Below are 23,759 nucleotides of genomic sequence, written 5' to 3' on the forward strand. Positions count from 1 at the left end.
CACCTCCTGTCAAATGTTCTTCAGATACAGCTGGATATCAGATAGCCTGAATCTGATTGAACGTCCGGTGGGGCCTAGCCTGATGGGGGCTGGTATGTTTCCAGATTTCACTAGACGTCGTATTGTTGATGGCGAAAGAGCCGTCAGTTCGACCACCTCAGCAACTGTTATCAATTTTTCTTGCGGTGTTTCAGCCATACATCCTCCTGATGTTTCATGTGTTGTCAGGAGCATTCTGCATGTTGTTTTCAGAAAACATCGTCGCTGGAAGTGCCTTTTTGGGACGAACTTGAAAAATGATTTTCACTATAAAAACAAAGGGTTAGGATAAAGTATTTCTTGGTGCCGACTATTCCACCATTTATTGGCTATTACCGTATTATTTTTTGATTCGCTAATCTGACGGAAATTTCACATGTGAAATTTTTTGCGTCATCTTGGTCCGTAACCCAGAGTGAGTTCACAGACTGGTGTAATAGGTTAAAAAAATCCCCGGGCGATGACCGGGGACTTGTGTATAAGATATTTACATAAAGTGGTATCTAGTAGGACGGCTACTGCCTCAATTGGCCGAAGCATTACCAAAAAGGTGAGCCAACGTACTCCCCGGTATGTATGTCATAGCCATTGGAAACAAGCCGGATTGAGCTTTTTTTTCTGACTACATTGCCCGTAGCCTCGTTCTTTGGTGCAGCGAGCAAGCCATAGAACATCCCTCCAATAAGAGCTCCCTGCCAAGTAAACAAGGCCACCAGCCCCCAGAAGGCAAGGCCCACCCAGTAGTTCTTGTGGAGCAGATCAAGCACGGGTTTGAGCCAGTAAACAACTGGGATGGCTAAAACGGCATAACCCCAGCCAGTGACCTCAAGAAGTGTCCAGCCAAGGACGACAACAGCCATCAAAAATATATTAATTAAATCTTTCACAGTAACCTCCCTTAATATTTCATATCCATATTATCGCGATTTCATAAAATGCAACTTTAAGAAGGCTATGATTTAATCATTAATGAGTGAAGGAATAGGGTAATGTTCATTAGTTGAGTCGGCAACATTCGCCATCAGAGCTAAAAAGTTTCACGTATGAAAATATCTGAGCCGTCATGGCTGCTGCCTAAAGAGATAGCATATTTCTTGAGTGCTACAGCATTTGAAAACGAACAAAAAGTCGCACGGAGGCGGCCAGTGGTGCGATGTTTTATCAGAATGGGTAGACAAAGAGCTCTGGTTTCCCTTGTTCAAGCAGGTAGGGAAATACGATCTTGTCGCTATTATTTATTTTGACTTGTTGAGGTGCTAGGTACAGGAAGGCCCACACTGGTAGCTTCTCACTGATCTTGCTGTATACGGCTTGTTCTGGTGCATGGCTAGCCTCTCCATTCGTAACATTAATAAAATTAAAATCCGTGTCATGGCCGGAAGTGAATGCATAAGCATTCCCTCGAGCTCCAGTAATAAAGGCTGGTGCCTTGTCTTGATTCGGCTCTACGATTCGTACTTTAATAGAGCACATATCCGAGACCTTGCTTTTACCGTTGGCCCAAGTCGGACAATCCCATTCGTTGCTGTAAAAATGATATGTCAGATTGCCATCTTTATCGTACAACAGGTCGAATTTTGCACCCAGTTCGGTCAGAGATGACTCGATAGAAAGCTTCATATGTGAAATTAATTTGGTCTGAGCATCGGCTGACGATGCAGCCTCATTTACAGGCATCCAGGCTATCAAGCTATTCCGGGCGCCATGCTGCTTGGGGCCAAACGCCCAATTAGCCATGTTGACTACGCCACCTTGCCAGTTTGATAGGCCTCCCACACTGGGAGCGATATAGCCGGACATAACATAAGCTGCACCAAAGGTTTTGGTATCTGTCATGCGTTCCAACTGGTCACGTGGCACAGCTGTATCCTTAATTCCAGTAATCAAACCACCAGCCTCGGCGATGTTGTAGGCGCGGCTGTGGTCTGCCTTGTACTGGTAGCGATTTGGTGTCATGGCACAACCAGAGGCCAAGCCCAGCCCGGTTGCAACGATTATGGTGGTTAGTTTTTTCATCATCTCTATGTCTCGTGTGGAGCTAGCTCTAGGGTGCCATGAATCCTATAAAAAGCAACGACATGCATCTATCTCATTGAAATAATTAAACATATGTACATGGTGAACATTTTTAATGTTGCTGGATAGAACGCCTAAGCTGGGTTGCAACATTAATGACCAGGAGTGTTGTAGCTGCCCACAGTGAGCTACATAGGAGCTTTGATTTGAATGTTCTACTGGTTTTTTCGATCCGCATCTTTCACCCGTGAAATTTTAAGCTTCTCTCTGTAGAGATATGCAGCAGCTACCGCAACGCCTAGAAGGAAAAGGAATAGAGTGACCAAAATTACGATGCTGTTCATAAAACGCCCTCCAAATGGTATGGAAAACTATGCATCACGCGGTCAGATTGATCAATAAGCTATTGATTTCTATGTGACTTTGTCTTTTCAGAACAAAGTTCAGTTGTAGGGTTTTACAAAAACGCGCTCGTCCGCCTAACTCAGTGTTAGAGGCCGCCAGTTGACTAGCTTTATATTATTTTTCATATAGATAGCCCCAGGGTGCATTCCGATACCATCGTAGCCGATAGCTCATTAATCCCTCCCTGAGGCTGTACGGGAAACTACCTTCAGGAACAGCGGCCGTTTTTGTAATTCGTTTGTGCTGAGAGCCGAGTCATGACAGAACGCCCATTTCATCGAGGTGTTGGATCAGTGTGCCTAGTAGACGTTGGCTGCTGCGAGAAAGCCGACGCAACTGCATCAACTGATCATTGAGTTGACGTATCAGGGCAAAGCCTTCCTCTGTGGCCAAAATGACAGGTTTTTCCCAGTCATGTGCAGGTGTAAATGTCGCTTTGTAATACGAAAACTGACCATTGCGCGGCAGGTAATGGCTAAGAACCTTGTGCTTCCCCGATCCTTTTGGCTGTTCAATGAATTGGTTGTAGTACCAGTGGCATTCCAGCTTGAATTGACGAACTCGTGCCCTGCAACCGAAATGGCCCGGATAACCGGGGGTCTGCCTGGTTCTGTGTGCTCGATTGTGTTGCCAAAAATGGTCGCAGAGTCGATTCGCTAAAAACTCGTAGCGCCTCTGCTCAATCTCCGCCATGTCATGGATTGCGATGAGGAACTCCCCGCACTGCTGTAGTGCCATACGGGTGGCGTTATCCCGATCTGCTTGAGTCGTCTGTTTGCGACTGATTATTCGCCATGCCTCTGCCATGCGGGAAATGTTCTGTTGTGTCATATATCCTCCTCTCTCTTGGTGGTGATGACACACAGATGCTAAACAAGAGGCAGCAGAAACCTGCGCTCTGTATCCGCCCGTTTTGGGCACTTTGAGCGATATTGCTGGTCCCAAGGTAATTATTAGCAACCCCAAAGACCTCTCCAATTCCCTTCCAATAGCTTATCTGATGTGGGACCTATCAAGGACAAGCAATTAAGAATTGCAACTTGGTGTAGAGACCTTATACACCTTTTTCCATAAATAATGTGGGACCTGCTTGTAATGTAGTGAATCTACATAAACTTCAAGCTTTGCGCTGAAGCAGTGTGGAAATCAGCACTATCTAGGTAGCCTATCGCCTCCCTTTTAAAGGGGGAATATCCCTGATCTGGTCATTGATTCCACCGGCCAAAAGCTATTTAGTGAAGGCGGGTGGAAGGTCAGAAAATACGGTGTTGAGAAATGGTGAGCCTGGCACAAGTTGCATCTGGCGGTAGACCCGGCGACCCACGATATCGTGGCAACGGAAGTGTTGCTGGAAAACGTTCATGGTGGATAGATGCTGCCGACTCAGCTAAATCCACTACGGCGCAAGTTGGTCAGCATTTATGTATGCGGATTGCCTCTATGACAGAAGGGTCAGTCATCAGCTTATCGCGTGGGGTCGACGGTCGGTATCCCGTTTAACAAGAATGCGGGCGAGGTATCACGCGATTTGTTGACTGTGAGACTATCAGACTAATAATCCCAAATGGCCATGGTTCAACGACAAACCACCAAAACGAGAAAAGCCACCCTAAGGTGGCTTTTCCGTATAACTTTTTCGCTAGAGACCTCAAAGTACGAGGCGGCTCTGCCTTGATGTTTGTTATCATAGGCGTAGAATTCGTGTTAGTCAACCGTTTTTTAAAATTTAAAGGTCGAATAATGAACAACTTCATATCTAGTGAAAGACTGGATATCTATCAACACCATCTGAAGGTGAGTCCCTTTCAAGCGTTGGCGGCATATCACTGGAACAAAGCACTGAGCGGCGCTCTTTTCCCTGCTCTTCAATGTCTTGAAGTTACTCTTCGCAATGCCATAGATCAAGCTATTCAAAGCAACCCTCCTAGTGGAGCAAAAGGTCTCTATGACACAACTAAAAATTGGATTTTTTCTTTACCTGAATACAAAGGCCGCAGTTCACTAAAAAATTCCTTAAGATATGAAAAAGTCTTGCGCCCTAAACCCAATCAGCAAGTAGATGCTCATAATTACCTTCTTGACCGTTATGGTAACAGAGTTATTAAAAAAAGAATTTGGGAAGAAGAACAAGTTCGAACTGCCAAGCGACGCATTGAAAAAGCAGGGAAAGTAGTTAATGCTAACCGAGTAATTTCTGGACTCGACTACGGTTTTTGGACAAATCTATTGTCTGATAAATATGAGGATGAAGATTCTAGCTCACTACTATGGCCAAATTTATTACCAATCGTTTTTCCCAATGCGCCACACGGTGTAACAAGGAAGGATATAGAAGACAAATTTAATAAAATCAGAGAGCTAAGAAATAGACTCTCTCATCACGAGGCCATTTGGAAGTTTCATTATGATTGCCCACATACAGGAAATACAGATTATCAAAGGCCTGTGTATGGTAAGCAAGCTAGCTGTAGTCTACTATTAAAGCACTATGAGGATATTCTTACTCTGATTGGATGGATCAGTATCGATAGGAAATCCGTCTTTTTAGAGCATAAAACTCATCTAAGGTTCATTTCTCTTTGCTCAGTTGATGGGTTGAATAGTTTCATTGAACCAGGAAAAATAGGATTGAACGTATCCTTGTCAAAAGGAGGTCGATCTCTTAAAAAAATAGTTGAGGCCTTAGATAAAAATCAATTTATTCGTGTCACAAGAAAAAGAGATACCATTTTGACTATAGGAAAGGATTTTTTGATGTTACATCAGTAGCAAAAAAAGATCAGTATGTAATAATAATTGAAAATATTGGGGGCTGTAGCCCCCGTAGAAATAGCGGGGTCATACAAGAAGTAGACAGAGAACAAGAGATAAATATGTCATTTTTAATGCCAGACTCCTCTTGGTGCAAGATTACGACTATACTCTCTAGCGAATATCCATCAGACCGCGACATACAAAAATTCTAAAATGAATCAAGAACATAATCACATCTTGGTTCAAGGATTAGTCTGTCATAACCATGATGTATTTTTCCTATATCTTGTTCTCTACTTGATAACGTATAGGACGGTTTAGCCTTTTAACAACACCTTCTTCTTCAGCTCGTCTCAACCAATCGGTCAGCTGTAATTTATGCAGTTTCGTGCATTCAGCTAACTCATCGACAGAGATGGGCGTCTTAGCCAAGCATTGAAGTTCCGCAGTGAATAATTGATAAAAATCGATAGGGCTTGATGGGACATGCTCGATTTCACTTAACGGCTCTCTGGGGGGCTCAATATCTATCCACTGCTCGGAGAACTCACTATCCCGTTCTACATCAAAAATGACTTTTTCGGGCTCAGTAAACAATTCTGACTGAGTAGGCATGGAAAACAGATCTGCTTGCTCTTCGCTTGTCTGACCCACACGACCACCGCTGTTACTCATTAAATCGGCAATGGTTAATGAGTAAGCATCAGCCTCAAACCAACGGCCACCTTTGGCTACCAGGTCTGCATTGGCTGCATCTTTGTCCGTTGTATGTTTAACCCACAGTGGTACCCAAGCTTTTTTCAGGTTTTCTTCTGCCCCGTTTATTGTCCCGCCTTTCTTTGCAGAGTGAATAACTAAAGAACTATCAGCCAAGCAGTAGATGTATTTATTGCGGGCCATTGCATTACCGGCATTGAAGCCCGATTCGGGGTAAAAAGGAGATATCAAGACGGTATGGCCATCCATCAAGCCTTTTCGCCACTTGCTGCTGGTCGCAGCTTTTAGCAGGCTATCTGCCATCACCCCGATCACCGCACCACCTTGTTTGATGGCCCCTTGCATTGCCGTCTCATCGACACCGCGAGCTCCACCGGAGACAATCGCAACTCCCTCTGAGGCAGCCTTGAAACCCACCTGATCTGTAAAAGCCAAGTCCGACACACTGGCGTTGCGTGAGCCGATAACAGCCAATCCGCCGACATTCAACAGGGCTTTGTTACCACACCCAAAAAACACTGGTGGAGAGTCTGTCTTTAGTCGCTTTTTTAGGCGTCTTGGATACTCGGGGTCGGAACGGGTAACCACCCAGAGACCAGCTCGCTGCCACTTTTCCATCGCAAGTGCAAGACTATGCCCACGATTCAGCAACTCAATAATTCGTTCGGTACTGATACGCGTATCATGCCAACCATTTAGTAAAGTTTTAGGGTCAGTCACCAACAGATCGGCTGGCGTGGCAGATTTCTCTTTCAGCCACAACGCAAATCTTCCCCATTCCGCATTGGTAAGTGGCTTGGCGGTTTCGCTACTAGCTTTTGAAAAGTAGCTTGTCAATAGCAGCGTAGCTTGTGCTGTGGGTGACAATAGGCTGGAAATATTCATGAATCTTTTACCGATGAAGAGGCAAGGGCTACGGGATAAACTGGACCACTTCCTGCCTGCTGTAATAGTGCTGCGATGACTGTTAATGTCCAGCCGGAATCTACAACGTCATCAACCAGAAGAACCGGTTGTCCCGGATAACACTGAGAAACTTCAAATGCACCGTCTAGATTTCGGCATTGATGGAAGCGATTTTGCTGAACTTTTTGTGGTTGGTTGTCTTTCACCTTGTTGATTGCATCTACGAATGGTAAGCCCAAGCGTACAGCCAAGCGACGGGCAAAGTCCGGTACCAATTCAGGGTGGTTACGGGATGGAACACAACACACCCACAGTGGCGCTGGGTTGGGCTGCCAACGCTGCTGGATCATTTCCGCCATGGCATCAACCAATTCATCGTTGAAACGTCCAGCGTGCTTGTTGTCAGCAACTAAACGTCCCCAACCAGCATCCCCCCAACGGGACAAAACACGCCCCTCTTGTGCGCGAAGATGTTGAGGTAAATTACCGCGAAATCCGTATTCCAGAAACGCGTTGGATGCGACCTGGGCTTTTGGCTCAATCACCATTTCTGCGTGCTTAAGGAATGTGCCCGCACGATGAGCCAAAATAGGATCAACATGTACATTGACCTCAGGGTAGCCAAGGCAAGATGAGCATTTACCACAAGATGTTGGATCGAAATCATCTAGAGCTCGACGCAGAAACGTCATTTTGCAACCGATATCTGCAATATATGCCTGCACCTCCTGCCATTCTTGGACACGCTGTCTGGTGAGATGAGCGATACGATTATGGTCCATTCGGTAATGAACTGGCGTTCTGAACCACCGGCTACTGTCTTTGATAACAGGTGCCGGGTTTTCCACGCTGAGCAGCTTAAGCACTTTTTCAATCTGGCTATGCCGCAGGTTCGTATGCTCTTCAATACTACGAAGGGTCAAGCCATCACTCTGCTCCAGTAACTGCAGAATTTCATTAACTTGGGCCTCTGACGGAAATGCTGAAGCCCTGAAAAACTCGTGGATGTCCTGATCTTCCACTCCGGATATCAATACACCTACCGCATGATCGATGCCACGCCCTGCACGGCCGACCTGTTGGTAATAAGCGACGATAGAACCAGGCGCTTGATAGTGAATCACGAAGCTTAAATCTGGCTTGTCGTAGCCCATACCTAAGGCCGTCGTTGCTACTAGTACTTTTAATTGATTGTTGAGTAGCAATCCCTCCAGATGCTGACGGTATGTATCACTGTTTTCAAAATCTTCATTTTCAACGCTACCATAGTAAGCTCTGGCGTCGATTCCGTTTAAACCTAACCACTTAGCTACTTGCTCTGCGTCTCGTACTGTTAAGGTATATATGATGCCAGTACCAGGCAAAGTGGGGATGACCTGCGCTAACCAAGCCAGGCGGGATGCCTGATCTGGTAGTACCATAGCTTGCAATGCAAGGCTTTCACGGGTCAGGGGGCCTCGATGGATCTGGATGTCGCCCAGTTGGATTTGAATATCTTCAACCACCCGGTCATTAGCTGTTGCAGTGGTACCAAGTACTGGCGTATTAGCGGGTAACTGGCGCAGTATATTGACTATACGTCGATAATCCGGGCGGAAGTCATGGCCCCAGTCGGAGATACAGTGAGCCTCATCAATCACCATCAATGCAATACGGTCGGCGATAGGCTGCAACACTGTTTCAATAAAACCGTCGTTAGCTAATCGCTCAGGGGAAATTAGCAAACAGTCGATCTGATTAGTAAGAATACGCCGGGTAACCTCCTGCCAATCGGCAGTATTGGTCGAGTTCATGGTTTCTGCGACAATACCTAAACGTTGGGCCGACTCAATCTGGTTACGCATTAACGCCAGCAAAGGCGAGACGATTATTGTCGGCCCCATGCCACGATCGCGGAAAATTCTTGTGCTGATAAAGTAAACAGAGCTTTTACCCCAACCCGTTCGCTGCACCACCAACAGTTTCTGCCGATGGTTAACCAATGCATCAATGGCTTCCCATTGGCCTTCACGGAATTCTGCTGAAGGATTAGCCAATGCCGTTTGTAGTAACCGTTGGGCTTGCACTCTGATCATTATCGTTCCTTGATTGAGATGGTAGGTTCACCAAGCATTAGCTTGGATCGCAGCAAATCGCGGATGCAGCTGATCATCTTGGATTCATCTGACAAGAGCAACACTTTAACAGCAGTCTGCATCCCACTTTTCCCACTTTATTTGGCCTCTTCCTCCACCTTGGCCTGTTGTAGCCGTTCAAACTTGGCATGTACCCGGTTGGGGTAGAGGTCGGTGTAGATCTGCCAGAGGATATTGATGTTTCTATGGCCGGTGACTTGGGCGACTTCATCGATGACGAAGCCAGCCTCAAACAGGCGGCAGGCTCCTTCTCGACGTAGGTCGTGCCAGCGTAAGTCTTCAATGCCAAGATCTGTTCTGACTCGCTGAAAACCAGCGGTGACGCTTTTTCCGTTGTAGGGGAAGATGCGATCCTCGGTTCTGGGCTGACGCTTGAGGATCTCCCAGGCTTCACCCAGCAGGGGCACCAGCATATGGTTCCCTATCTTTTTTCTCGGGTCTTTGCGGTCTTCAACCAATACAGCCCGGTTTTTCTCATCCACGCCAGACCACTTGATCTTGCATACCTCGCTTATCCGCATGCAGCTCAGGATGGCGAAGTTGAGAAGAGCGGTGTAGGGGATCTTGGCCATGCCGCGGCTCTGTCGTTTTTCCAGTCCCAGAATAATCCGATCGAGTTCATCGCTCACCGGACGTCGGGTGCGCTTCTGGGCTTTTCCCACCAGTTTCAGGTTGTTGAGGGTCTTGCGTGCTTCCAGAATGAGCTTGTTGTCTACCGGGATATTGAAGACGGGGTTGGCGGCTGCAAAAACAGAACCAAGGTAGCTGATGTCGTGAGCAATGGTGGCTGGAGACGCCCCCGCATCTCTTCTGGCTTGGCAGTGATCGACTAGGTCTTTGATGGTGAGCTCGTCGGCATTGAGCTTAGCGATATCGCAATCGGCAACCAGGTCGAGGCAATAAGCCTTGGTTCTGCCTATCGTTGGGCTGATGGCTGGATGGGTACGGTAGAGCGAAATGAGTTCGCGGATGGTGGGGGCGGGTTGTACCTGTCCTGGTAAACCATCCCTCTCGATCATCGCAACCATCTGCATTCCCCAGCTCTTGGCGTCGGACTGTCTGCCAAAGGTTCGGGATTCTCGGTATACTACCTCTTCGCCTTTATGTTCCCTGACGGTACAGCGATAGCGTAACTCGCCTTTGCTGGTCTTACGTTTTTCTATTGTGTAGCCGGCCATATATACCTCGTGGAGTACACCTGCCCCATGAAATGGTGGGGCAGATATGGGGCAGGATCAATCAACAAATGTCTGGAAACACCCGCAAATGACTCAGAAACAAATCAGTGAAAACCCCGTTAAATCAGGCTCTGAGGCCATAACTGGCAAGCCTGCCCACCGCCAGACATTCTCGATTGCCCCCATGCTGGACTGGACTGATCGGCATTGCCGTTACTTTCATCGACTGATGAGCCGCCAGACCTTGCTCTATACCGAAATGGTGACCACCGGTGCCATCATCCACGGCAAGGGGGATTATCTGGGTTACAGCGAGCAGGAGCACCCCATTTCCCTGCAGCTGGGTGGCAGCAATCCGGCCGATCTGGCGCGCTGTGCCAAGCTGGCCGAGGAGCGCGGCTATGACGAGGTGAACATCAACGTCGGCTGCCCCTCCGATCGGGTGCAAAACGGTCGTTTTGGTGCCTGCCTGATGGGGGAACCGGCGCTGGTGGCGGACTGCGTCAAGGCGATGCGCGATGTGGTCGATATTCCGGTGACGGTGAAGACCCGTATCGGTATCGACGATCAGGACTCCTACGAATTTCTGCAGGCATTCATCGAACAGGTGCGCGATGCCGGTTGCGATACCTTTATCGTCCATGCCCGCAAGGCGTGGCTGAGCGGCTTGAGCCCCAAGGAGAACCGCGAGATCCCGCCCCTCGATTATCCTCGGGTCTATCGGGTCAAGCAGGATTACCCGGATCTCACCATCGCCCTCAACGGCGGCGTCACCTCCATGGAGCAGACTCTGGAGCACCTGCAACACGTCGATGGCGTCATGATGGGGCGCGAAGCCTATCAGAACCCCTACATTCTGGCGCAGGTGGACAATCTGGTGTTCGGCCAGAACAACGCCGTGCCGAGCCGCCACGAAGTGGTGCGGATGATGCTGCCCTATATCGAGCAGGAGCTGGCCAAGGGCAACTACCTCTCCCACATGACCCGCCACATGCTGGGATTGTTCCAGAATATGCAGGGGGCCCGCGCCTGGCGCCGTCACCTGAGTGAGAACGCCTGCAAGCCGGGGGCGGATATTCAGGTGGTGCTGGATGCCATGGCCAAGGTGCCGGAGTTTACCGCCAGCGAGACGGCCGAATAAGCCAGTTGTGCCAAGGCAAGAGCAGCCAAAAAGCGCGTCAGTTGACGCGCTTTTTTTATTACTGTCGCTTCAATATCTGAACTGGTTGATCAGCCGCGAGAGGTCCTGTAGCCGCTCTACCAGCAGGGTGATGCCATCGAGGGCCTGCCTGCTGTTGTCGGCGGTGTGGCTGGCCAGTTGGTGGATCTGGTGTACCCCTTCATCGAGGGTCGCCGTGACGTCGGCCTGCTGGCTTACCGCCTGGGCGATCTCGTCGCTGGTGCGGGTTACCTGCCCCAGCATCCTGTTGATCTGGGTGAGCACGTCGGCGGTGGTGCCCGCGTGCTGCTGGCAGCGTACCGAGGTCTGCGCCCCTTGCGTCATCCCCTCCGACAACTGTCGTGTAGTCTGTTGCAGCGCCTGGATCATCTCGTGGATCTCGCTGGTCGAGGCTCGGGTCTTCTGGGCCAGCGCCCTCACTTCGTCCGCCACCACGGCAAAACCGCGCCCCTGTTCGCCCGCCCGGGCGGCCTCGATGGCCGCATTGAGGGCGAGCAGGTTGGTCTGGTCGGCGATTTGACTGATCACCTCCAGAATACCGCTGATCTTCTGGCTGTCGCTGGTGAGCTGGGCCAGCACGGCATGGTTGGCATCCAGCTCCTGATGGAGTTGGTTGACGGCAGAACGGGTGGTCGCCAATGCTTGCAACCCCTCATCGGAGACCTGCTGTACCTCTATAACCAGATTGCTCGCCTCATGGGCACTGTGGGCCACATCCCGAATGGAGTGGCTCAGTTCGGTGATGGCGGTCGCCAGCTGCTCGCTGTGGGCGCGCTGCTGCTGCAGGTGGGTATCGATGGTCTGGATATTGCCCCGGTCATCTTCGGCTGCCTGCAGGATCTGCTGGTTGGTGTCGGCGCTGCGCCCGACCACAGCCTTGAGCTCGGCCTGCTTCATCCGCAGGGCCAGTTCGACGGCCGCCAGAGTGTCGCGCCGTCGGGTGTAGAGCACCTGACAGAGGCGGGTTCCCTTGTCTTGATCGGCAAGGGTGAGCAGATGAGCCAGCCGCTGCTGCAATCGCCAGCCGTGGATTGCCTGTGCCAACAGCAACAAGGCGGTGGGCAGCAGCCATAACAGGTTGCCGGTGGCAAAGTTAGCAAGGGTGGTGAGCAAGGCAGAAGCGGAGAGCCAGAGGGTCAGCTGACCCGGTTCAAAGTGAAAGCGGCTCAGCCAGGGAAGCGCCTTGCCGCTGCGCAACAGGCCATAGAGCTGCTCGGCCCAGGCCACATCGCTGGCGGCGGGTTTGGTGCGCACCGACTGGAACTCGACGATCTCCTTCTGCGCATTGAGGATCGGGGTGACGTAAGCGTTTACCCAATAGAACTGACCGCTTTTGGCGCGGTTCTTGACCAGCCCCATCCAGCTTTTGCCCTGTCGCAGCCGCTGCCACATGTCGGCGAAGGCCACCTTGGGCATGTCGGGGTGTCGCACCAGATTGTGGGGTACCCCTTCCATTTCGGCCGCACCATACCCGGCCACATCACAGAAGTGCTGGTTGGCATAGGTAATATGACTGGCGGGATCCGTGGTCGAGATGAGTGCGATGTTGTCGGGGAAGTGTATCTCCCCCTCCTGATGGAGTTTGGTCATGTGTCGTTCCTGAAAAAGCCAAATAACTGATAAATATATTTTTTATTGTCGTTCTCAGTTAATCATTCTAAGGCTCTTCAGTGACCCGAACTTGGCTTGGGTCAATTAATCAACACAATGAATTGATGAAGTGAGGGTCAGCTGGCTGGGGTGAAATCGTGAACTTCACCCTTTCTTGGGGCGAGGCGAGGATCATCATCTTTGTACTCATGTACAAGCTGCATGGTTTTGCAGAAGCTGGCCTGCTTGTCGTACTCCTGACGAGCCAACTCGATGGCCCGTTCGGCCCGGCGCCGCTCCATCTTGTCAGACTTGCGATCGCTGAACTGTTGCTGCTGGTGCAGCATCCAGCCGACAAACTCTTGCTGGCATTGGGATTCGCTGTTGGCCTGAGCAGGCAGGGTCCACAACAATGAGAGCAGTATCAAATAACGCATGTCTGACTGGGTATTGAAGATTAATTGAACAGAAGGGGCGGCATTTTAGGCTGGAAATCGGGGTGTGAACAGTATCAATAGCGAGGCCCTGCGGGGCCTCGCATCGTTGTGGCCGGTGTCAGTGTTTGACGAGGTACAGCTGGCGGCTGTAGGCCACATCTTCCGGGTTGTTGATGGGGTAGCCCTTGAGCCATGGCTTGATGAGGCGGGCATTGGTGTACTGGTAGATGGGGGCGATGGGGGCCTGATCCAGCAGGATCGTCTCCGCCTCGCCAAACAGCTTGCTGCGGCTGGCGGCATCCTGAGTGGTGGCCGCCTCTGCCAGCAGCTGGTCATAACGGGCATTGGCAAAGCCTGCCATATTGCCGCTGTGACGAGAGCCCCACAAGCCAAGGAACGCTGAAGGGTCGTTGTAATCGGCGACCCAGGAGGAGCGGATCACCTCGAACTGACCGCTCTGGCGGCTGTCGAGATAGGTTTTCCACTCCTGATTGGTCAGCTCGACCTCGGCGCCCAGCTTCTGCTTCCACATGCTGGCGATGGCCAGCGCCATCTTCTTGTGAATTTCCGCGGTGTTGTAGAGCAGAGTCAGCTTGAGCGGCTTGTCCGGGCCGTAACCGGCCTCCTTGAGCAGGGCCTTGGCCTTGCTGTCCAGCTCCGGTTGGCTGCTGGTCGAGAGCAGGTTGGAGGCCGGGGTAAAGCTGGCGGTTACATCCGGAGTGAAGTGATAAGCCGGTTTCTCGCCGGTGCCGAGCACCTTGTCGGCGATCAGGGCGCGGTCGATGGTGTAGGAGAGCGCCTTGCGCACCCGCACATCGTTCAGTGGTGCCTGACGGGTATTGAAGGCGTAGTAGTAGGTACCGAGCTGATCCGGGGTATAGAGCTCATTCGGGATCTGCTGCTTCAGCTTGTCGTACTGCTCCTTGGGGAAGGATTCGGTGATATGCAGATCGCCCGCCAGATAGCGGTTGGTCGCTGCGCTCTCCTGATTGATCGGCATGAAGATCACCTTGGTCAATACGGTATGGGCCCGATCCCAGTAATAAGGATTGGGGGTCAGCTCCAGCTTCTCGTTGACCACCCGGTTGTTCAGCACAAAGGCACCGTTGCCCACCAGTTTGCCGGGTTGGGTCCACTGGTTGCCGTACTGCTTGATGCTGGCCTGATGGAGCGGCGACAGGCTGGGGTGGCTCAGCAGGTTCAGGAAGTAGGGTACCGGCTGGGAGAGGGTCACCTGCAGGGTGTGGTCATCGAGGGCCTTGACCCCCAGCTCGCTGGCAGGCAATTTGCCAGCCACGATCTCGTCCACCTTGTCGAAACGGGCCAGTTGGGCAAACCAGGCGAAGGTGGCCGCCTCTTTCGGGTCGACCAGCTTGCGCCAGCCGTAGACGAAGTCGCCGGCCTTGACCGGATCGCCGTTGGACCAGCGCGCATCCGGGCGCAGATGGAAGGTAAAGAACTGGTTGCCCTTGTTCTCCCAGCTGGCCGCCACCCCAGCAACCGGTTTGCCATCCGGCCCCTGGGTCAGCAGCCCCTCGAACAGATCCCGCAGTACCTGCAACTCCGGCAGGCCGACCAGCTTGAGCGGGCTCAGGCTCGCAGGTTCATCCTTGAGGTGGCGAACGACAATCTGCTCGGCGGCGAGTTGTGTTCCGGCGGGAATATCGGCAGCCTGGACAGCAGCACAGCCCAGCAGGGCCAGCAAGGGGGTCCATCCTTTCATGGGTCGGATCCTTCAAATAGTGTGAAGCGGGGAGAAAACTCGGCGAGAAAATATCGCCGACAGATGGGAAATCATGATATCCCGTTTGCTGGTCTGACCGCCAGCATTCGACTCTCACTCCCAATCGGGGTAGAAGAGCGTTCCCGGCGTCTGTGCAGTTCAATGTGGTGAGGAGTGTCAAACGATGAAAGCATGGTTAGTGCTGGCCTGTGTGTTGAGCCAGGGTGCCTGGGCGTTGGCCCCGTGCCAGAGCGACACGGCGGTGGGCAACTGGTGCGAGATCGGCATCGATGCCTTGCACCCGACTCAGGGGGGCGTCGGCCAGATCCAGGTCGATGAGACCCAGGCCACATTGGCGGGCATGAGCGCAAAGCAGCTCGACAAGTTGATGAAAAAGAAAGAGATCCCCGTGGTGATTGCGCCGGATGGCAGCTACTGGCTGGTGGACAGGCACCATCTCACCAAGGCGTTGTGGCAGCAGGGCGTCAAGGATGCCCGGGTCAAGGTGATTGGCCGCCTGCAGGACAAGGCCAACTTCTGGAGCCAGATGCAGAACAACCATTGGGCCTGGCTCAAGGATGAGAAGGGGCTGCCGCTGACCCCGGAGCAGTTGCCGAGCAGCATCGACAAGCTGCCTGATTATCCCTATCGCACCCTCGCCGGACTGCTGCAGAATGCGGGCTACTTTCGCAAGGATAAACAGGTTTATTTCGTCGAGTTTGCCTGGGCCAGCTGGCTCGGCAAGCAGATGCAGTGGATGCCGGTGGACAGCGCCAATCTGGCGGCCCGGCTGCAACAGGCCAAACGGCTCGCCTGCGGCAGCGATGCCAGTGACTTGCCCGGTTATCCCGGCAAGCAGTGCAGCCTCAACCAATCCAAAAGCGCGCAATGAGTGGATGTGCGATGACGGCATCCAGAGCATGCCGGAGATAAAAGAGGGCGACCCTAGGGTCGCCCTTATGCTGTCAGCTACTGGTTAGCGGTGGTCACTCATGGCGCTCCGCCCAGCGGGCAGCCGCCTGCTCAAGCAGGGCGACGTCACCTTGCTGGATCAGCGGTAGCAGATCGTTGACCTGTTGATCCGGCCAATCCCACCAGGCGAGGGCCTGTAGCCGGGCAATCTCCTCCTCGCCAAAGCGCATCCGCACCACCCTGGCCGGGGTGCCCGCCACCATGGCATAGGGCGGCACATCCTGATTGACCTGCGAACGGGCGGCGATGATGGCGCCGTCGCCGATGGTGACGCCGGGCATGATCAGCGCCTCCATGCCGATCCAGACATCGTTGCCGATGCGGGTATCGCCTGCGGGGCGGTAGCTGCGCTGGAGCGCCGCCAGATCGGCGAACGGATAGGTGCTGATGAAGGCAGTGTTGTGGGTGTGGTTGCCCCCCATGATGATCTTCACTCCGGCGGCAATCTGCACATAGTCGCCGATATGAAGCCGGTCGATATGCCAGAGCGGCTCCCAGCCGGTGTCCGGGCTGCGGCTGAAGGGATCGCCATGGAGGTAGCGCACCGCCACCTCTTCGAAGGGGCCATCCCAGGCACCCGAGTAGTAGCTGTGCTGCCCCTTTAGGCAGATATTGGGGTTGGTCACCGTCAGGTGCAGGTATTCGACCTGCGACCAGTGTTGGCAGGGGTTCATGTTGGTACTCCTTTGCTGAATGGATCGGATGGGTTGCGTTCGCGTGAGCGCAGCTAATAGATCCAGACCAGCATGCGGGGCACGCAGAGCAGGGAGCAGCCCAGCATCTGCGGGAGGCGTGGTCGCATTGTGGTGTGCTCCAAAGAAGAGGGAAGGGCGCGATCATAAGGTCGGGCGCCGGGTTTGCCAAGGTTGCGCAGAGATCCTGCACTAACCCTCTGGTTGATATTTATTCTCAATTAGCCATGATAACACTCCCACCATGACGGACTCGGGAGAGCGAGATGACACCGCAAAGTTGGCAACGATACATGCTGGAGGCGGAGCGTGCCTGGCAGGCCGGTTCGCTGGGGGCGGCGATCTGCTTTTATCAGCAGGCGCTGGGGGATGTTTACGAGATGACCCAGGTCGAGTTGACCGAACTGGCCACCATGCGAGTCGCCACCTGTCACCGGCTGGCCGACTTCTGGCGGGCGATGGATGAGCCGACTTACGAGCTGCGCTACCTGAAACTCGCCTCCGAGCTGGTCACTGCGCTGGTGCCACAATGCCCCAACCGGGAGTGCGAGGCGCTGATCAGCGAGCTGGGTTGCTGTCGCGGTGCCCTGCTCGCCTTTCTCAAGCGCCACCCCAATCCGGAAATTGCCCGGCTGATCCAGCTGCAGGACAAGGTACAGGGCTGCGAGCTGATCGGCCGTTTTCGCCTCAACTGACTGGCGTTGAGCGACAGGTCAACCTCGCCGTTGGAGTTTCTGGGCGATGCGCTGTTGCGCCTCTTCCCCTTGCAGTGCCTGGGCGAAGGCGCGCGCCTCCAGAGCGATGACAAAGTGCACCGCCTGTTTGAGCTCCTGTTTCAGCAGCGCCTTGCTCTTTTGCAGCGCTCTGGGCGGCTTGGCCGCCAGCTTCAGCCCCTGCTCGCGGGCAAGGGAGAGCAATCCATCGGCCGCCACTACCTTGTTGGCCAGCCCTAATCGCAGCGCCTCTTCGGCATCCATCGCCTCGGCCAGCAGCAACAGCTCGGCCGCCTTGAGGTGCCCCACCAGACGCGGCAGCAGCAGGCTGGAGGCGAACTCCGGCACCAGCCCCAGCTCGACGAAAGGAAGCTGCAAGCGGGCGTTATCCGCCAGATAGACCAGATCGCAATGCAGCAGAATGGTGGTGCCGATCCCCACAGCCGGGCCGCCGACCGCCGCAATCACCGGCTTGGGAAAGTCAGCCAGGGTGTGGAGGAACTGCAGGATGGGGTCGTCGGGCTCCAGCGAACTCTTGCCCATAAAGTCGGCCAGATCATTGCCCGCGGTAAAGCAATCTTGCTGCCCCTGCAACAGCAGGACATGCACCTCCTCATCGGCTGCCGCCTCTCGCAGCGCTGCCACCAGTTGCTTATAGAGCTCGGTATTGAGAGCGTTGCGTTTGTCGGGGCGGTTGAGGGTCAGGGTGAGCAAGCCATCCTGCTGCTCGGCAATGAGAATGGGGGCCATGTCTAAATCCTTGTTATTGAAAGGTGCAAAAAAGGTTGCTGCTGGGGTAACCTTGGCGCCGTTTAACAACATCATAAAAGGATTTCAACCATGTTTAAACGTGCGTTTTATTCTCTGCTGGTTCTGGGTATGACGGCGCCTGCACTGGCCAAGGTCGAGGCTGTCGACGGCTATGTGCGCCTGTTGCCGCCGGGCTCCCCCAACACCGCCGCCTTTATGGTGCTCAAGAATGACGCCGACCAGCCGGTCAAGCTGGTGGCGGCGGCTTCTGCGGCGGCGGGGCGTGCCGAGCTGCACACTCATCTGCACGAAAATGGTGTGATGAAGATGCGTCAGGTCGAGAATATCGAGATCCCGGCCAAGGGCGAGGCGGTGCTCAAGCCGGGCAGCCTGCACATCATGTTGTTCGAGGTGGGCACGCTCTCCGAGCAGACCCCTTTCCCGCTCACCCTCACTATGGATGATGGTCAGAAGCTGGATCTGTCACTGCCGGTGAAGCCGATTGAGCCGATGGCAGAGATGAAGCATATGAAGCACTGACATTTGTCGTCGTTTGTTCAGGATTGACGCTGGGTATTTTGGCTGCACCGAGTAAAATAGTGCTCTTTTCCATGTATGCAAGAGGAAGTGACGTAATGAAAAAGACGCTGATTGCCGGTTTTGTGCTGGCTCTGTGCAGCCAGAGTGCCATGGCCGCTGACGACTGGCGTTTTGCCGCCGGTGCCGATGTATGGGCCGCCAAGGGCAGTGGTCAGGCTTATGGCACCAGTGCTGATGGCAGCTATGACGACAGCTACAACTGGAACGGCTATCTGCAACTGGAACACGGCATCATCTTCCTGCCGAACGCCAAGTTTGAAGTCTCTGATTTCAGCACCTCCGGCGGCAACTTCAAGAACGATCTGACTGCCTACGATCTGAGCCTCTACTACCGTCTGTTCAACAACGATCTGTTCAAGATCGATCTGGGTATGACCGGCCGTCACTACGATGGCGAGCAGGTCTACTTCGGTCGCAAGGGTTATGACGAAGATACCTTGATGGCCTATGCCGGCAGCGAAGTGAAGATCCCGGGCACCGGCATCGCCTTCTTCGGCGATCTGCGCACTCACGATGCGGACAACTATGACTACCGTCTGGGTGGTTCCTACAAGTTCTCCTCCATGCCGATCAAGCTGCGTGCCGGCTGGCGTGAAGCCAAGGTCGACTTCGCCAATATCGACCAGTCTGTCGATGGCTGGTTCATGGGCGGCGAATTCACTTTCTAATCTGACGTTGTCTGACAACGGGGGTGATATTCTTCGCCAACATCTATCAGAGTATTCTGTCGATGGATGGTTCATGGGCGATGAATTCACTTTCTAATCTGACCGTCGACTGACGACGAGGAGCGATAATGGGCCACATCATAGTGACAGGTGCCGGTTCTGGTCTCGGCCGGGCGCTGACCATAGGTCTGGTTGAGCGGGGCCATCAGGTCTCCATGATGGGCCGCCGTTATCAGCGACTGCAGGAGCAGGAGCAACTGCTCGGCAGCGCGGTGATCGGCATCGCGGCCGATCTGGCGCACCATGAAGAGGTCGACGTTGCCTTCGCCGCTGCGGTGGAGTGGGGCGGGCAGCCCGACATGGTGATCCACTGCGCCGGGGTGGGCGAGTTTGGCCCGGTCGGTGTCTACACCGCCGAGCAGATCCGCCGGGTGGTGGAGAGCAATCTCATCTCCACCATTCTGGTGGCTCAGCAGACGGTGCGGCTTATCGGTGAGAAAGGCGGAGTGTTGGCCAATGTGCTCTCCTCCGCCGCTCAGGTGGGCAAGGCTAACGAGAGCCTCTACTGCGCCTCCAAATGGGGGATGCGCGGCTTTCTCGAATCCTTACGCGCCGAACTGAAAGGCTCGCCACTGCGGCTGGTCAACCTCTACCCGAGCGGGATCCGCAGCGAATTCTGGGACAACTCGGATCACGTGGACCCGAGTGGCTTCATGACCCCGGAAGATGCGGCGGCCTATATGCTCGACGCACTGGAAGCCAGAAGCAGCTGCCACGTGACCGACCTCTTTATTGGTCGCAATCCCTGAGGCGAAACCCGCCATCCGGTTGCCGTCGTCAGAATACGGAAACAAAAAGCGCGCCAAATGGCGCGCTTTTTTATATCGGGAAGAGGGCGGAATTAACGGCCCAGCTTGGCCTTGAGCATGGCGATGATGTCGCTGATGGCCACTTCCTGCTTCTCGCCGGTGCGGCGGCACTTGTACTCCACCACGCCGTTGTCCAGACCGCGATCGCCGATGACGATGGCGTGCGGGATGCCCAGCAGCTCCATGTCGGCGAACATTACGCCCGGGCGCTCTTTACGGTCGTCGAACAGCACGTCCACACCGGCCGCTTTCAGCTCGGCGTAGAACTGTTGTGCCTGCTCGGCCACGCGCTCGGACTTGTGCATGTTCATCGGCACGATGGCCACTTCGAACGGAGCGATGGCGTCCGGCCAGATGATGCCGTACTGGTCGTTGTTCTGCTCGATGGCAGCGGCCACCAGACGGGAAACCCCGATCCCGTAGCAACCCATCTCCATGGTGACGGACTTGCCAGCTTCGTTCAGCACGCTCGCCTTCATTGCTTCGGAGTACTTGGTACCCAGCTGGAAGATGTGGCCCACTTCGATACCGCGCTTGAGCAGCAGCTTGCCCTGGCCGCACGGGCTCGGGTCGCCTTCCACCACGTTGCGCAGGTCGGCAACTTCGTAAGCGGTGATGTCGCGATCCCAGTTGGCACCGGTCAGGTGGAAGCCGGTTTCGTTGGCGCCGCAGACGAAGTCCGCCAGATGGGCAGCGCTGCGATCGACGATGATGCGACCGGCAAAGCCGACCGGGCCGATGGAGCCTGCGTCGCAACCGGCGGCAGCTTTGATCTGCTCGTCGTTGGCGAAGGTCAGCGGGTTAGCCACGCCAGCCAGTTTCTCTGCCTTGATTTCGTTCAGCTCGTGGTCGCCACGCAGTACCAGCGCAATAACGGCCTGCTTGCCGTGCTCATCTTCCTCTGCCAGTACCAGCAGGGTTTTGGCGATGGCGGTCGGTGCCACGTTCAGGAAAGCGGCCACTTCGTCGATGGTGTGAACATTCGGGGTGGCAACCTTGCTCAGGGCTGCGGTGGCGGCAGGGCGCTCACCAGCCGGTGCCAGTGCTTCGGCCATCTCGATGTTGGCGGCGTAATCGGAGCTGTCGGAGAAGGCGATCAAGTCTTCACCGCTCTCGGCCAGCACCTGGAATTCGTGGGAACCGGTACCACCGATGGAGCCGGTATCGGCCTGCACCGGACGGAAGTTCAGACCCATGCGGGTGAACGCCTTGCAGTAGGCGGCGTGCATCTTCTCGTAGGTATCGACCAGAGACTCTTTGTCGATGTGGAAGGAGTAGGCATCCTTCATCAGGAATTCGCGGCCACGCATCACGCCGAAACGGGGGCGCACTTCGTCGCGGAACTTGGTCTGGATCTGGTAGAGGTTGAGTGGTAGCTGCTTGTAGCTGTTCACTTCGTAACGTACCAGCGCAGTGATCACCTCTTCGTGGGTCGGGCCCAGCACGAAGGGACGGTTGTGACGGTCGGTCAGACGGCACAGCTCGGGACCGTAGTCATCCCAGCGGCCGGACTCCTGCCACAGCTCGGCAGGCTGAACCACCGGCATGGAGACTTCGACGGCACCAGCATTGTTCATCTCTTCGCGAACAATGTTCTCGATTTTCTTCAGTACCCGCAGACCGGTTGGCAACCAGGCATACATGCCGGAGGCCAGTTTACGGATCATCCCGGCGCGCAGCATCAGCTGGTGGCTGACAACTTCAGCGTCGGAGGGGGTTTCCTTGAGAGTGGAAAGCAGATATTGGCTGGTACGCATCGCGGTAGACCTTAGCTAGAACGGGCGCGGGGCCCAGGATAATTTCAAGGGCGGAATTTTAACAGGCTGGGCGTTATGGCCCAAGGGCTAAATTTGCCGCAACCCGAAAGGTGGCCACGCCCGGCAGATGGCCAGGAGTAATGACCATTGCAACAAGCAGGCTTTTTATGCCTGCAATTTGGCCGGATCTCCGCTAAACTCTGCCACCTTTTCTCGATGGGCATGGCTCTGCCGCGTTCATCACCCCCCATTTTTAGTACTTTTGGAGCCGCTCATGCCGTTAGTGGGACATCAACACCAGATCGAGATCCTGGAACTGACCGACAAAGGAGATGGCAAAGGACGCCTGTTCGATCGCCCCCTGTTTGTCGAAGGTCTGCTGCCCGGTGAGCAGGCGCTGGTGGAGTTGACCGAGGTCAAGCCGAACTATCTGCACGGCAAGGTTGCCGAGCTGCTCCAACCTTCTGCAGATCGGGTTGCCGATTTCTGCCCCAACACCGAGTGCGGTGGCTGTCAGGTGCGCCCGCTGGCCTATCCGGCCCAGCTCAAGCTCAAGCAGGCACTGGTGAAGAGCGCACTGGAGCAGGCTGGGCTGGGTGATACTCCGGTCAAGGATATCCTTGGCATGGAGAGTCCGTTCGCCTATCGCAACAAGGCGCAATATGCGGTGCGTGGCTGTGACGCCGGTGCCGAGATCGGTTTTTATCGCAAGCACTCTCACGATCTCATCACCGCCGATGACTGTGCGGTGCAGGATCCGCTGCACGTGGAGCTCAACGCCCGGGTGCGCAACTGGATGCGCGCGCATGACATCGCCGCTTATGACGAAGTAAACCACAGCGGCTGCGTGCGCAACCTGATGACCCGCAAGGGCTTCAAGAGCGGCGAGCTGATGGTGGTGCTGGTCACTTTGGGCGAGGAGTTACCGTTCGAAGCCGAACTGTTGGCAGCCCTGAGCGATCTACCGGTTACTACCCTGGTGCAGAACATCAACGATGAGCGCACCAACCGCATTCTGGGTGCCACCAACCGGGTGCTGTTGGGCGAAGGGGTGATCCGCGACAAGATCCACGAACTCGAGTTCGAGATCTCGCCGCTCTCCTTCTTCCAGAACAACCCGACCCAGACCGATGTGCTCTACTCCAGCGCCCTCGATTATGCCGAGCTGACCGGTAACGAGACGGTGTTCGACATCTATTGCGGTATCGGCACCATCTCCCTTTTCCTGGCTGGCAAGGCCGCCAAGGTCGTCGGGATCGAGTCGGTGGAGAGCGCCATCAGCGATGCCCGTCGCAACGCCGCCCTCAACGGCATCGAGCACACCGAATTCCACGTCGGCAAGGCAGAGCAGCTGATGCCCGAACTGCACGCCCAGGGTGTGACCGCTGACGTGGTAGTGATGGACCCGCCGCGCAAAGGCTGTGACAAGGCGGTGCTGCAGACCCTGGTCGCCATGGCGCCCCGCCGTCTGGTCTATGTCTCCTGCAACCCGCAGACCCTGGCCCGCGACCTTGCCTGGCTGGTCAAACAGGGCTTCGTGCTGGACGAAGTGCAGCCAGTCGATATGTTCCCGCACTCCATGCATGTGGAAGCGGTTGCCCGCCTGAGCCTGCCCGCCAAGGCGTGAGTCATCGCCTGATACTCGCAGATAAAAAAAC

General features: G+C 54.4%; 21 protein-coding genes and 1 pseudogene. 9 read left to right on the forward strand and 13 right to left on the reverse strand.

What is annotated here, in order from left to right:
• Positions 1-9: 9 nt before the first annotated feature.
• The 4 genes from AB5Z05_RS17500 to mobI all read right to left on the reverse strand — a co-directional run bounded on the left by AB5Z05_RS17500 (position 10) and on the right by mobI (position 3,291).
• Positions 10-234 carry a helix-turn-helix transcriptional regulator gene (locus AB5Z05_RS17500; protein ID WP_368152415.1) on the reverse strand — a complete coding sequence of 75 codons (225 nt, stop codon included), beginning with the start codon at positions 232-234 and terminating at the stop codon, positions 10-12.
• Between the two features lie 344 nt (positions 235-578).
• Positions 579-926 (reverse strand): hypothetical protein, encoded by a 348-nt coding sequence (locus tag AB5Z05_RS17505; RefSeq protein WP_338773688.1) that lies wholly within the window; start codon positions 924-926, stop codon positions 579-581.
• A 274-nt stretch (positions 927-1,200) separates the two neighbouring features.
• Complete coding sequence (locus AB5Z05_RS17510) at positions 1,201-2,058, reverse strand: hypothetical protein (protein WP_338773690.1); 858 nt, start codon at positions 2,056-2,058, stop codon at positions 1,201-1,203.
• Between the two features lie 657 nt (positions 2,059-2,715).
• Positions 2,716-3,291, reverse strand: coding sequence for a conjugative transfer protein MobI(A/C) (gene mobI / locus AB5Z05_RS17515; protein ID WP_239052880.1), 576 nt, complete (start codon positions 3,289-3,291; stop codon positions 2,716-2,718).
• 346 nt (positions 3,292-3,637) lie between these two features.
• Between mobI and AB5Z05_RS17520 the strand changes: the two are divergent.
• Positions 3,638-3,829: pseudogene (locus AB5Z05_RS17520) on the forward strand (transposase); the annotation flags it as partial.
• A gap of 371 nt (positions 3,830-4,200) precedes the next feature.
• The gene (locus AB5Z05_RS17525) at positions 4,201-5,229 is read left to right on the forward strand and encodes an Abi family protein (protein ID WP_368152419.1); all 1,029 of its coding nucleotides are present in this window, start codon (positions 4,201-4,203) and stop codon (positions 5,227-5,229) included.
• A 264-nt stretch (positions 5,230-5,493) separates the two neighbouring features.
• Here AB5Z05_RS17525 and AB5Z05_RS17530 read toward each other — a convergent pair whose 3' ends face one another.
• From AB5Z05_RS17530 to AB5Z05_RS17540, 3 genes are all read right to left on the reverse strand, one after another.
• A complete protein-coding gene (locus tag AB5Z05_RS17530; RefSeq protein WP_368152421.1) occupies positions 5,494-6,816 on the reverse strand; it encodes a DNA-processing protein DprA in 1,323 nt (440 codons plus the stop codon).
• Positions 6,813-8,912 carry a RecQ family ATP-dependent DNA helicase gene (locus AB5Z05_RS17535; RefSeq protein ID WP_224162966.1) on the reverse strand — a complete coding sequence of 700 codons (2,100 nt, stop codon included), beginning with the start codon at positions 8,910-8,912 and terminating at the stop codon, positions 6,813-6,815. The genes AB5Z05_RS17530 and AB5Z05_RS17535 overlap by 4 nt, the downstream gene beginning before the upstream one ends.
• A 137-nt stretch (positions 8,913-9,049) precedes the next feature.
• Positions 9,050-10,150 carry a tyrosine-type recombinase/integrase gene (locus AB5Z05_RS17540; protein WP_368152424.1) on the reverse strand — a complete coding sequence of 367 codons (1,101 nt, stop codon included), beginning with the start codon at positions 10,148-10,150 and terminating at the stop codon, positions 9,050-9,052.
• An 88-nt stretch (positions 10,151-10,238) separates the two neighbouring features.
• Between AB5Z05_RS17540 and dusA the strand changes: the two genes are divergently transcribed.
• The gene (dusA, locus tag AB5Z05_RS17545) at positions 10,239-11,291 is read left to right on the forward strand and encodes a tRNA dihydrouridine(20/20a) synthase DusA (protein WP_368152426.1); all 1,053 of its coding nucleotides are present in this window, start codon (positions 10,239-10,241) and stop codon (positions 11,289-11,291) included.
• 69 nt (positions 11,292-11,360) lie between these two features.
• Here dusA and AB5Z05_RS17550 read toward each other — a convergent pair whose 3' ends face one another.
• The 3 genes from AB5Z05_RS17550 to AB5Z05_RS17560 form a co-directional block, all read right to left on the reverse strand.
• Positions 11,361-12,920 carry a methyl-accepting chemotaxis protein gene (locus tag AB5Z05_RS17550; RefSeq protein ID WP_368152429.1) on the reverse strand — a complete coding sequence of 520 codons (1,560 nt, stop codon included), beginning with the start codon at positions 12,918-12,920 and terminating at the stop codon, positions 11,361-11,363.
• A 137-nt stretch (positions 12,921-13,057) separates the two neighbouring features.
• Complete coding sequence (locus AB5Z05_RS17555) at positions 13,058-13,357, reverse strand: hypothetical protein (RefSeq protein ID WP_013723462.1); 300 nt, start codon at positions 13,355-13,357, stop codon at positions 13,058-13,060.
• 118 nt (positions 13,358-13,475) lie between these two features.
• Positions 13,476-15,080 carry an ABC transporter substrate-binding protein gene (locus AB5Z05_RS17560; protein ID WP_368152431.1) on the reverse strand — a complete coding sequence of 535 codons (1,605 nt, stop codon included), beginning with the start codon at positions 15,078-15,080 and terminating at the stop codon, positions 13,476-13,478.
• A 184-nt stretch (positions 15,081-15,264) separates the two neighbouring features.
• Here AB5Z05_RS17560 and AB5Z05_RS17565 point away from each other — a divergent pair, with 184 nt between their 5' ends.
• Complete coding sequence (locus tag AB5Z05_RS17565; protein ID WP_368152433.1) at positions 15,265-15,972, forward strand: ParB-like protein; 708 nt, start codon at positions 15,265-15,267, stop codon at positions 15,970-15,972.
• Between the two features lie 94 nt (positions 15,973-16,066).
• Here AB5Z05_RS17565 and AB5Z05_RS17570 read toward each other — a convergent pair whose 3' ends face one another.
• On the reverse strand, positions 16,067-16,726 hold the full coding sequence (locus AB5Z05_RS17570; RefSeq protein ID WP_368152435.1) for a CatB-related O-acetyltransferase: 660 nt from the start codon (positions 16,724-16,726) through the stop codon (positions 16,067-16,069).
• 284 nt (positions 16,727-17,010) lie between these two features.
• On the opposite strand from AB5Z05_RS17570, the gene AB5Z05_RS17575 reads away from it, so the two are divergent.
• Positions 17,011-17,439 (forward strand): DUF2753 family protein, encoded by a 429-nt coding sequence (locus AB5Z05_RS17575; RefSeq protein WP_005335785.1) that lies wholly within the window; start codon positions 17,011-17,013, stop codon positions 17,437-17,439.
• 18 nt (positions 17,440-17,457) lie between these two features.
• Here the strand turns inward: AB5Z05_RS17575 and AB5Z05_RS17580 are convergent, their stop codons facing one another.
• Complete coding sequence (locus AB5Z05_RS17580) at positions 17,458-18,207, reverse strand: enoyl-CoA hydratase-related protein (RefSeq protein WP_368152438.1); 750 nt, start codon at positions 18,205-18,207, stop codon at positions 17,458-17,460.
• A gap of 90 nt (positions 18,208-18,297) precedes the next feature.
• On the opposite strand from AB5Z05_RS17580, the gene AB5Z05_RS17585 reads away from it, so the two are divergent.
• The 3 genes from AB5Z05_RS17585 (at position 18,298) to AB5Z05_RS17595 (ending at position 20,284) form a co-directional block, all read left to right on the forward strand.
• Positions 18,298-18,747 carry a copper chaperone PCu(A)C gene (locus AB5Z05_RS17585; RefSeq protein ID WP_005335782.1) on the forward strand — a complete coding sequence of 150 codons (450 nt, stop codon included), beginning with the start codon at positions 18,298-18,300 and terminating at the stop codon, positions 18,745-18,747.
• A 95-nt stretch (positions 18,748-18,842) separates the two neighbouring features.
• A complete protein-coding gene (locus AB5Z05_RS17590; RefSeq protein WP_005354809.1) occupies positions 18,843-19,475 on the forward strand; it encodes a TIGR04219 family outer membrane beta-barrel protein in 633 nt (210 codons plus the stop codon).
• A gap of 128 nt (positions 19,476-19,603) precedes the next feature.
• Positions 19,604-20,284 (forward strand): SDR family oxidoreductase, encoded by a 681-nt coding sequence (locus AB5Z05_RS17595; RefSeq protein WP_042052437.1) that lies wholly within the window; start codon positions 19,604-19,606, stop codon positions 20,282-20,284.
• Between the two features lie 92 nt (positions 20,285-20,376).
• Here the strand turns inward: AB5Z05_RS17595 and AB5Z05_RS17600 are convergent, their stop codons facing one another.
• A complete protein-coding gene (locus AB5Z05_RS17600; RefSeq protein WP_043820454.1) occupies positions 20,377-22,101 on the reverse strand; it encodes a proline--tRNA ligase in 1,725 nt (574 codons plus the stop codon).
• A gap of 274 nt (positions 22,102-22,375) precedes the next feature.
• Here AB5Z05_RS17600 and rlmD point away from each other — a divergent pair, with 274 nt between their 5' ends.
• Entirely contained in the window at positions 22,376-23,728 is a 1,353-nt protein-coding gene (gene rlmD / locus AB5Z05_RS17605) for a 23S rRNA (uracil(1939)-C(5))-methyltransferase RlmD (protein WP_368152440.1), read from the forward strand.
• Positions 23,729-23,759: the final 31 nt, after the last annotated feature.

Source organism: Aeromonas sp. R2-4 (assembly GCF_040908365.1).
Taxonomy (GTDB): Bacteria; Pseudomonadota; Gammaproteobacteria; order Enterobacterales; family Aeromonadaceae; genus Aeromonas; species Aeromonas veronii.

What these genes read in the sequence shown, in the direction of transcription:
- AB5Z05_RS17500 (WP_368152415.1), bottom strand. Translation starts at nt 234, where the DNA reads ATGCTCCTGACAACACATGAAACATCAGGAGGATGTATGGCTGAAACA.
- AB5Z05_RS17510 (WP_338773690.1), bottom strand. Translation starts at nt 2,058, where the DNA reads ATGATGAAAAAACTAACCACCATAATCGTTGCAACCGGGCTGGGCTTG.
- mobI (WP_239052880.1), bottom strand. Translation starts at nt 3,291, where the DNA reads ATGACACAACAGAACATTTCCCGCATGGCAGAGGCATGGCGAATAATC.
- AB5Z05_RS17525 (WP_368152419.1), top strand. Translation starts at nt 4,201, where the DNA reads ATGAACAACTTCATATCTAGTGAAAGACTGGATATCTATCAACACCAT.
- AB5Z05_RS17530 (WP_368152421.1), bottom strand. Translation starts at nt 6,816, where the DNA reads ATGAATATTTCCAGCCTATTGTCACCCACAGCACAAGCTACGCTGCTA.
- AB5Z05_RS17535 (WP_224162966.1), bottom strand. Translation starts at nt 8,912, where the DNA reads ATGATCAGAGTGCAAGCCCAACGGTTACTACAAACGGCATTGGCTAAT.
- AB5Z05_RS17540 (WP_368152424.1), bottom strand. Translation starts at nt 10,150, where the DNA reads ATGGCCGGCTACACAATAGAAAAACGTAAGACCAGCAAAGGCGAGTTA.
- dusA (WP_368152426.1), top strand. Translation starts at nt 10,239, where the DNA reads ATGACTCAGAAACAAATCAGTGAAAACCCCGTTAAATCAGGCTCTGAG.
- AB5Z05_RS17550 (WP_368152429.1), bottom strand. Translation starts at nt 12,920, where the DNA reads ATGACCAAACTCCATCAGGAGGGGGAGATACACTTCCCCGACAACATC.
- AB5Z05_RS17555 (WP_013723462.1), bottom strand. Translation starts at nt 13,357, where the DNA reads ATGCGTTATTTGATACTGCTCTCATTGTTGTGGACCCTGCCTGCTCAG.
- AB5Z05_RS17560 (WP_368152431.1), bottom strand. Translation starts at nt 15,080, where the DNA reads ATGAAAGGATGGACCCCCTTGCTGGCCCTGCTGGGCTGTGCTGCTGTC.
- AB5Z05_RS17565 (WP_368152433.1), top strand. Translation starts at nt 15,265, where the DNA reads ATGAAAGCATGGTTAGTGCTGGCCTGTGTGTTGAGCCAGGGTGCCTGG.
- AB5Z05_RS17570 (WP_368152435.1), bottom strand. Translation starts at nt 16,726, where the DNA reads ATGAACCCCTGCCAACACTGGTCGCAGGTCGAATACCTGCACCTGACG.
- AB5Z05_RS17575 (WP_005335785.1), top strand. Translation starts at nt 17,011, where the DNA reads ATGACACCGCAAAGTTGGCAACGATACATGCTGGAGGCGGAGCGTGCC.
- AB5Z05_RS17580 (WP_368152438.1), bottom strand. Translation starts at nt 18,207, where the DNA reads ATGGCCCCCATTCTCATTGCCGAGCAGCAGGATGGCTTGCTCACCCTG.
- AB5Z05_RS17585 (WP_005335782.1), top strand. Translation starts at nt 18,298, where the DNA reads ATGTTTAAACGTGCGTTTTATTCTCTGCTGGTTCTGGGTATGACGGCG.
- AB5Z05_RS17590 (WP_005354809.1), top strand. Translation starts at nt 18,843, where the DNA reads ATGAAAAAGACGCTGATTGCCGGTTTTGTGCTGGCTCTGTGCAGCCAG.
- AB5Z05_RS17595 (WP_042052437.1), top strand. Translation starts at nt 19,604, where the DNA reads ATGGGCCACATCATAGTGACAGGTGCCGGTTCTGGTCTCGGCCGGGCG.
- AB5Z05_RS17600 (WP_043820454.1), bottom strand. Translation starts at nt 22,101, where the DNA reads ATGCGTACCAGCCAATATCTGCTTTCCACTCTCAAGGAAACCCCCTCC.
- rlmD (WP_368152440.1), top strand. Translation starts at nt 22,376, where the DNA reads ATGCCGTTAGTGGGACATCAACACCAGATCGAGATCCTGGAACTGACC.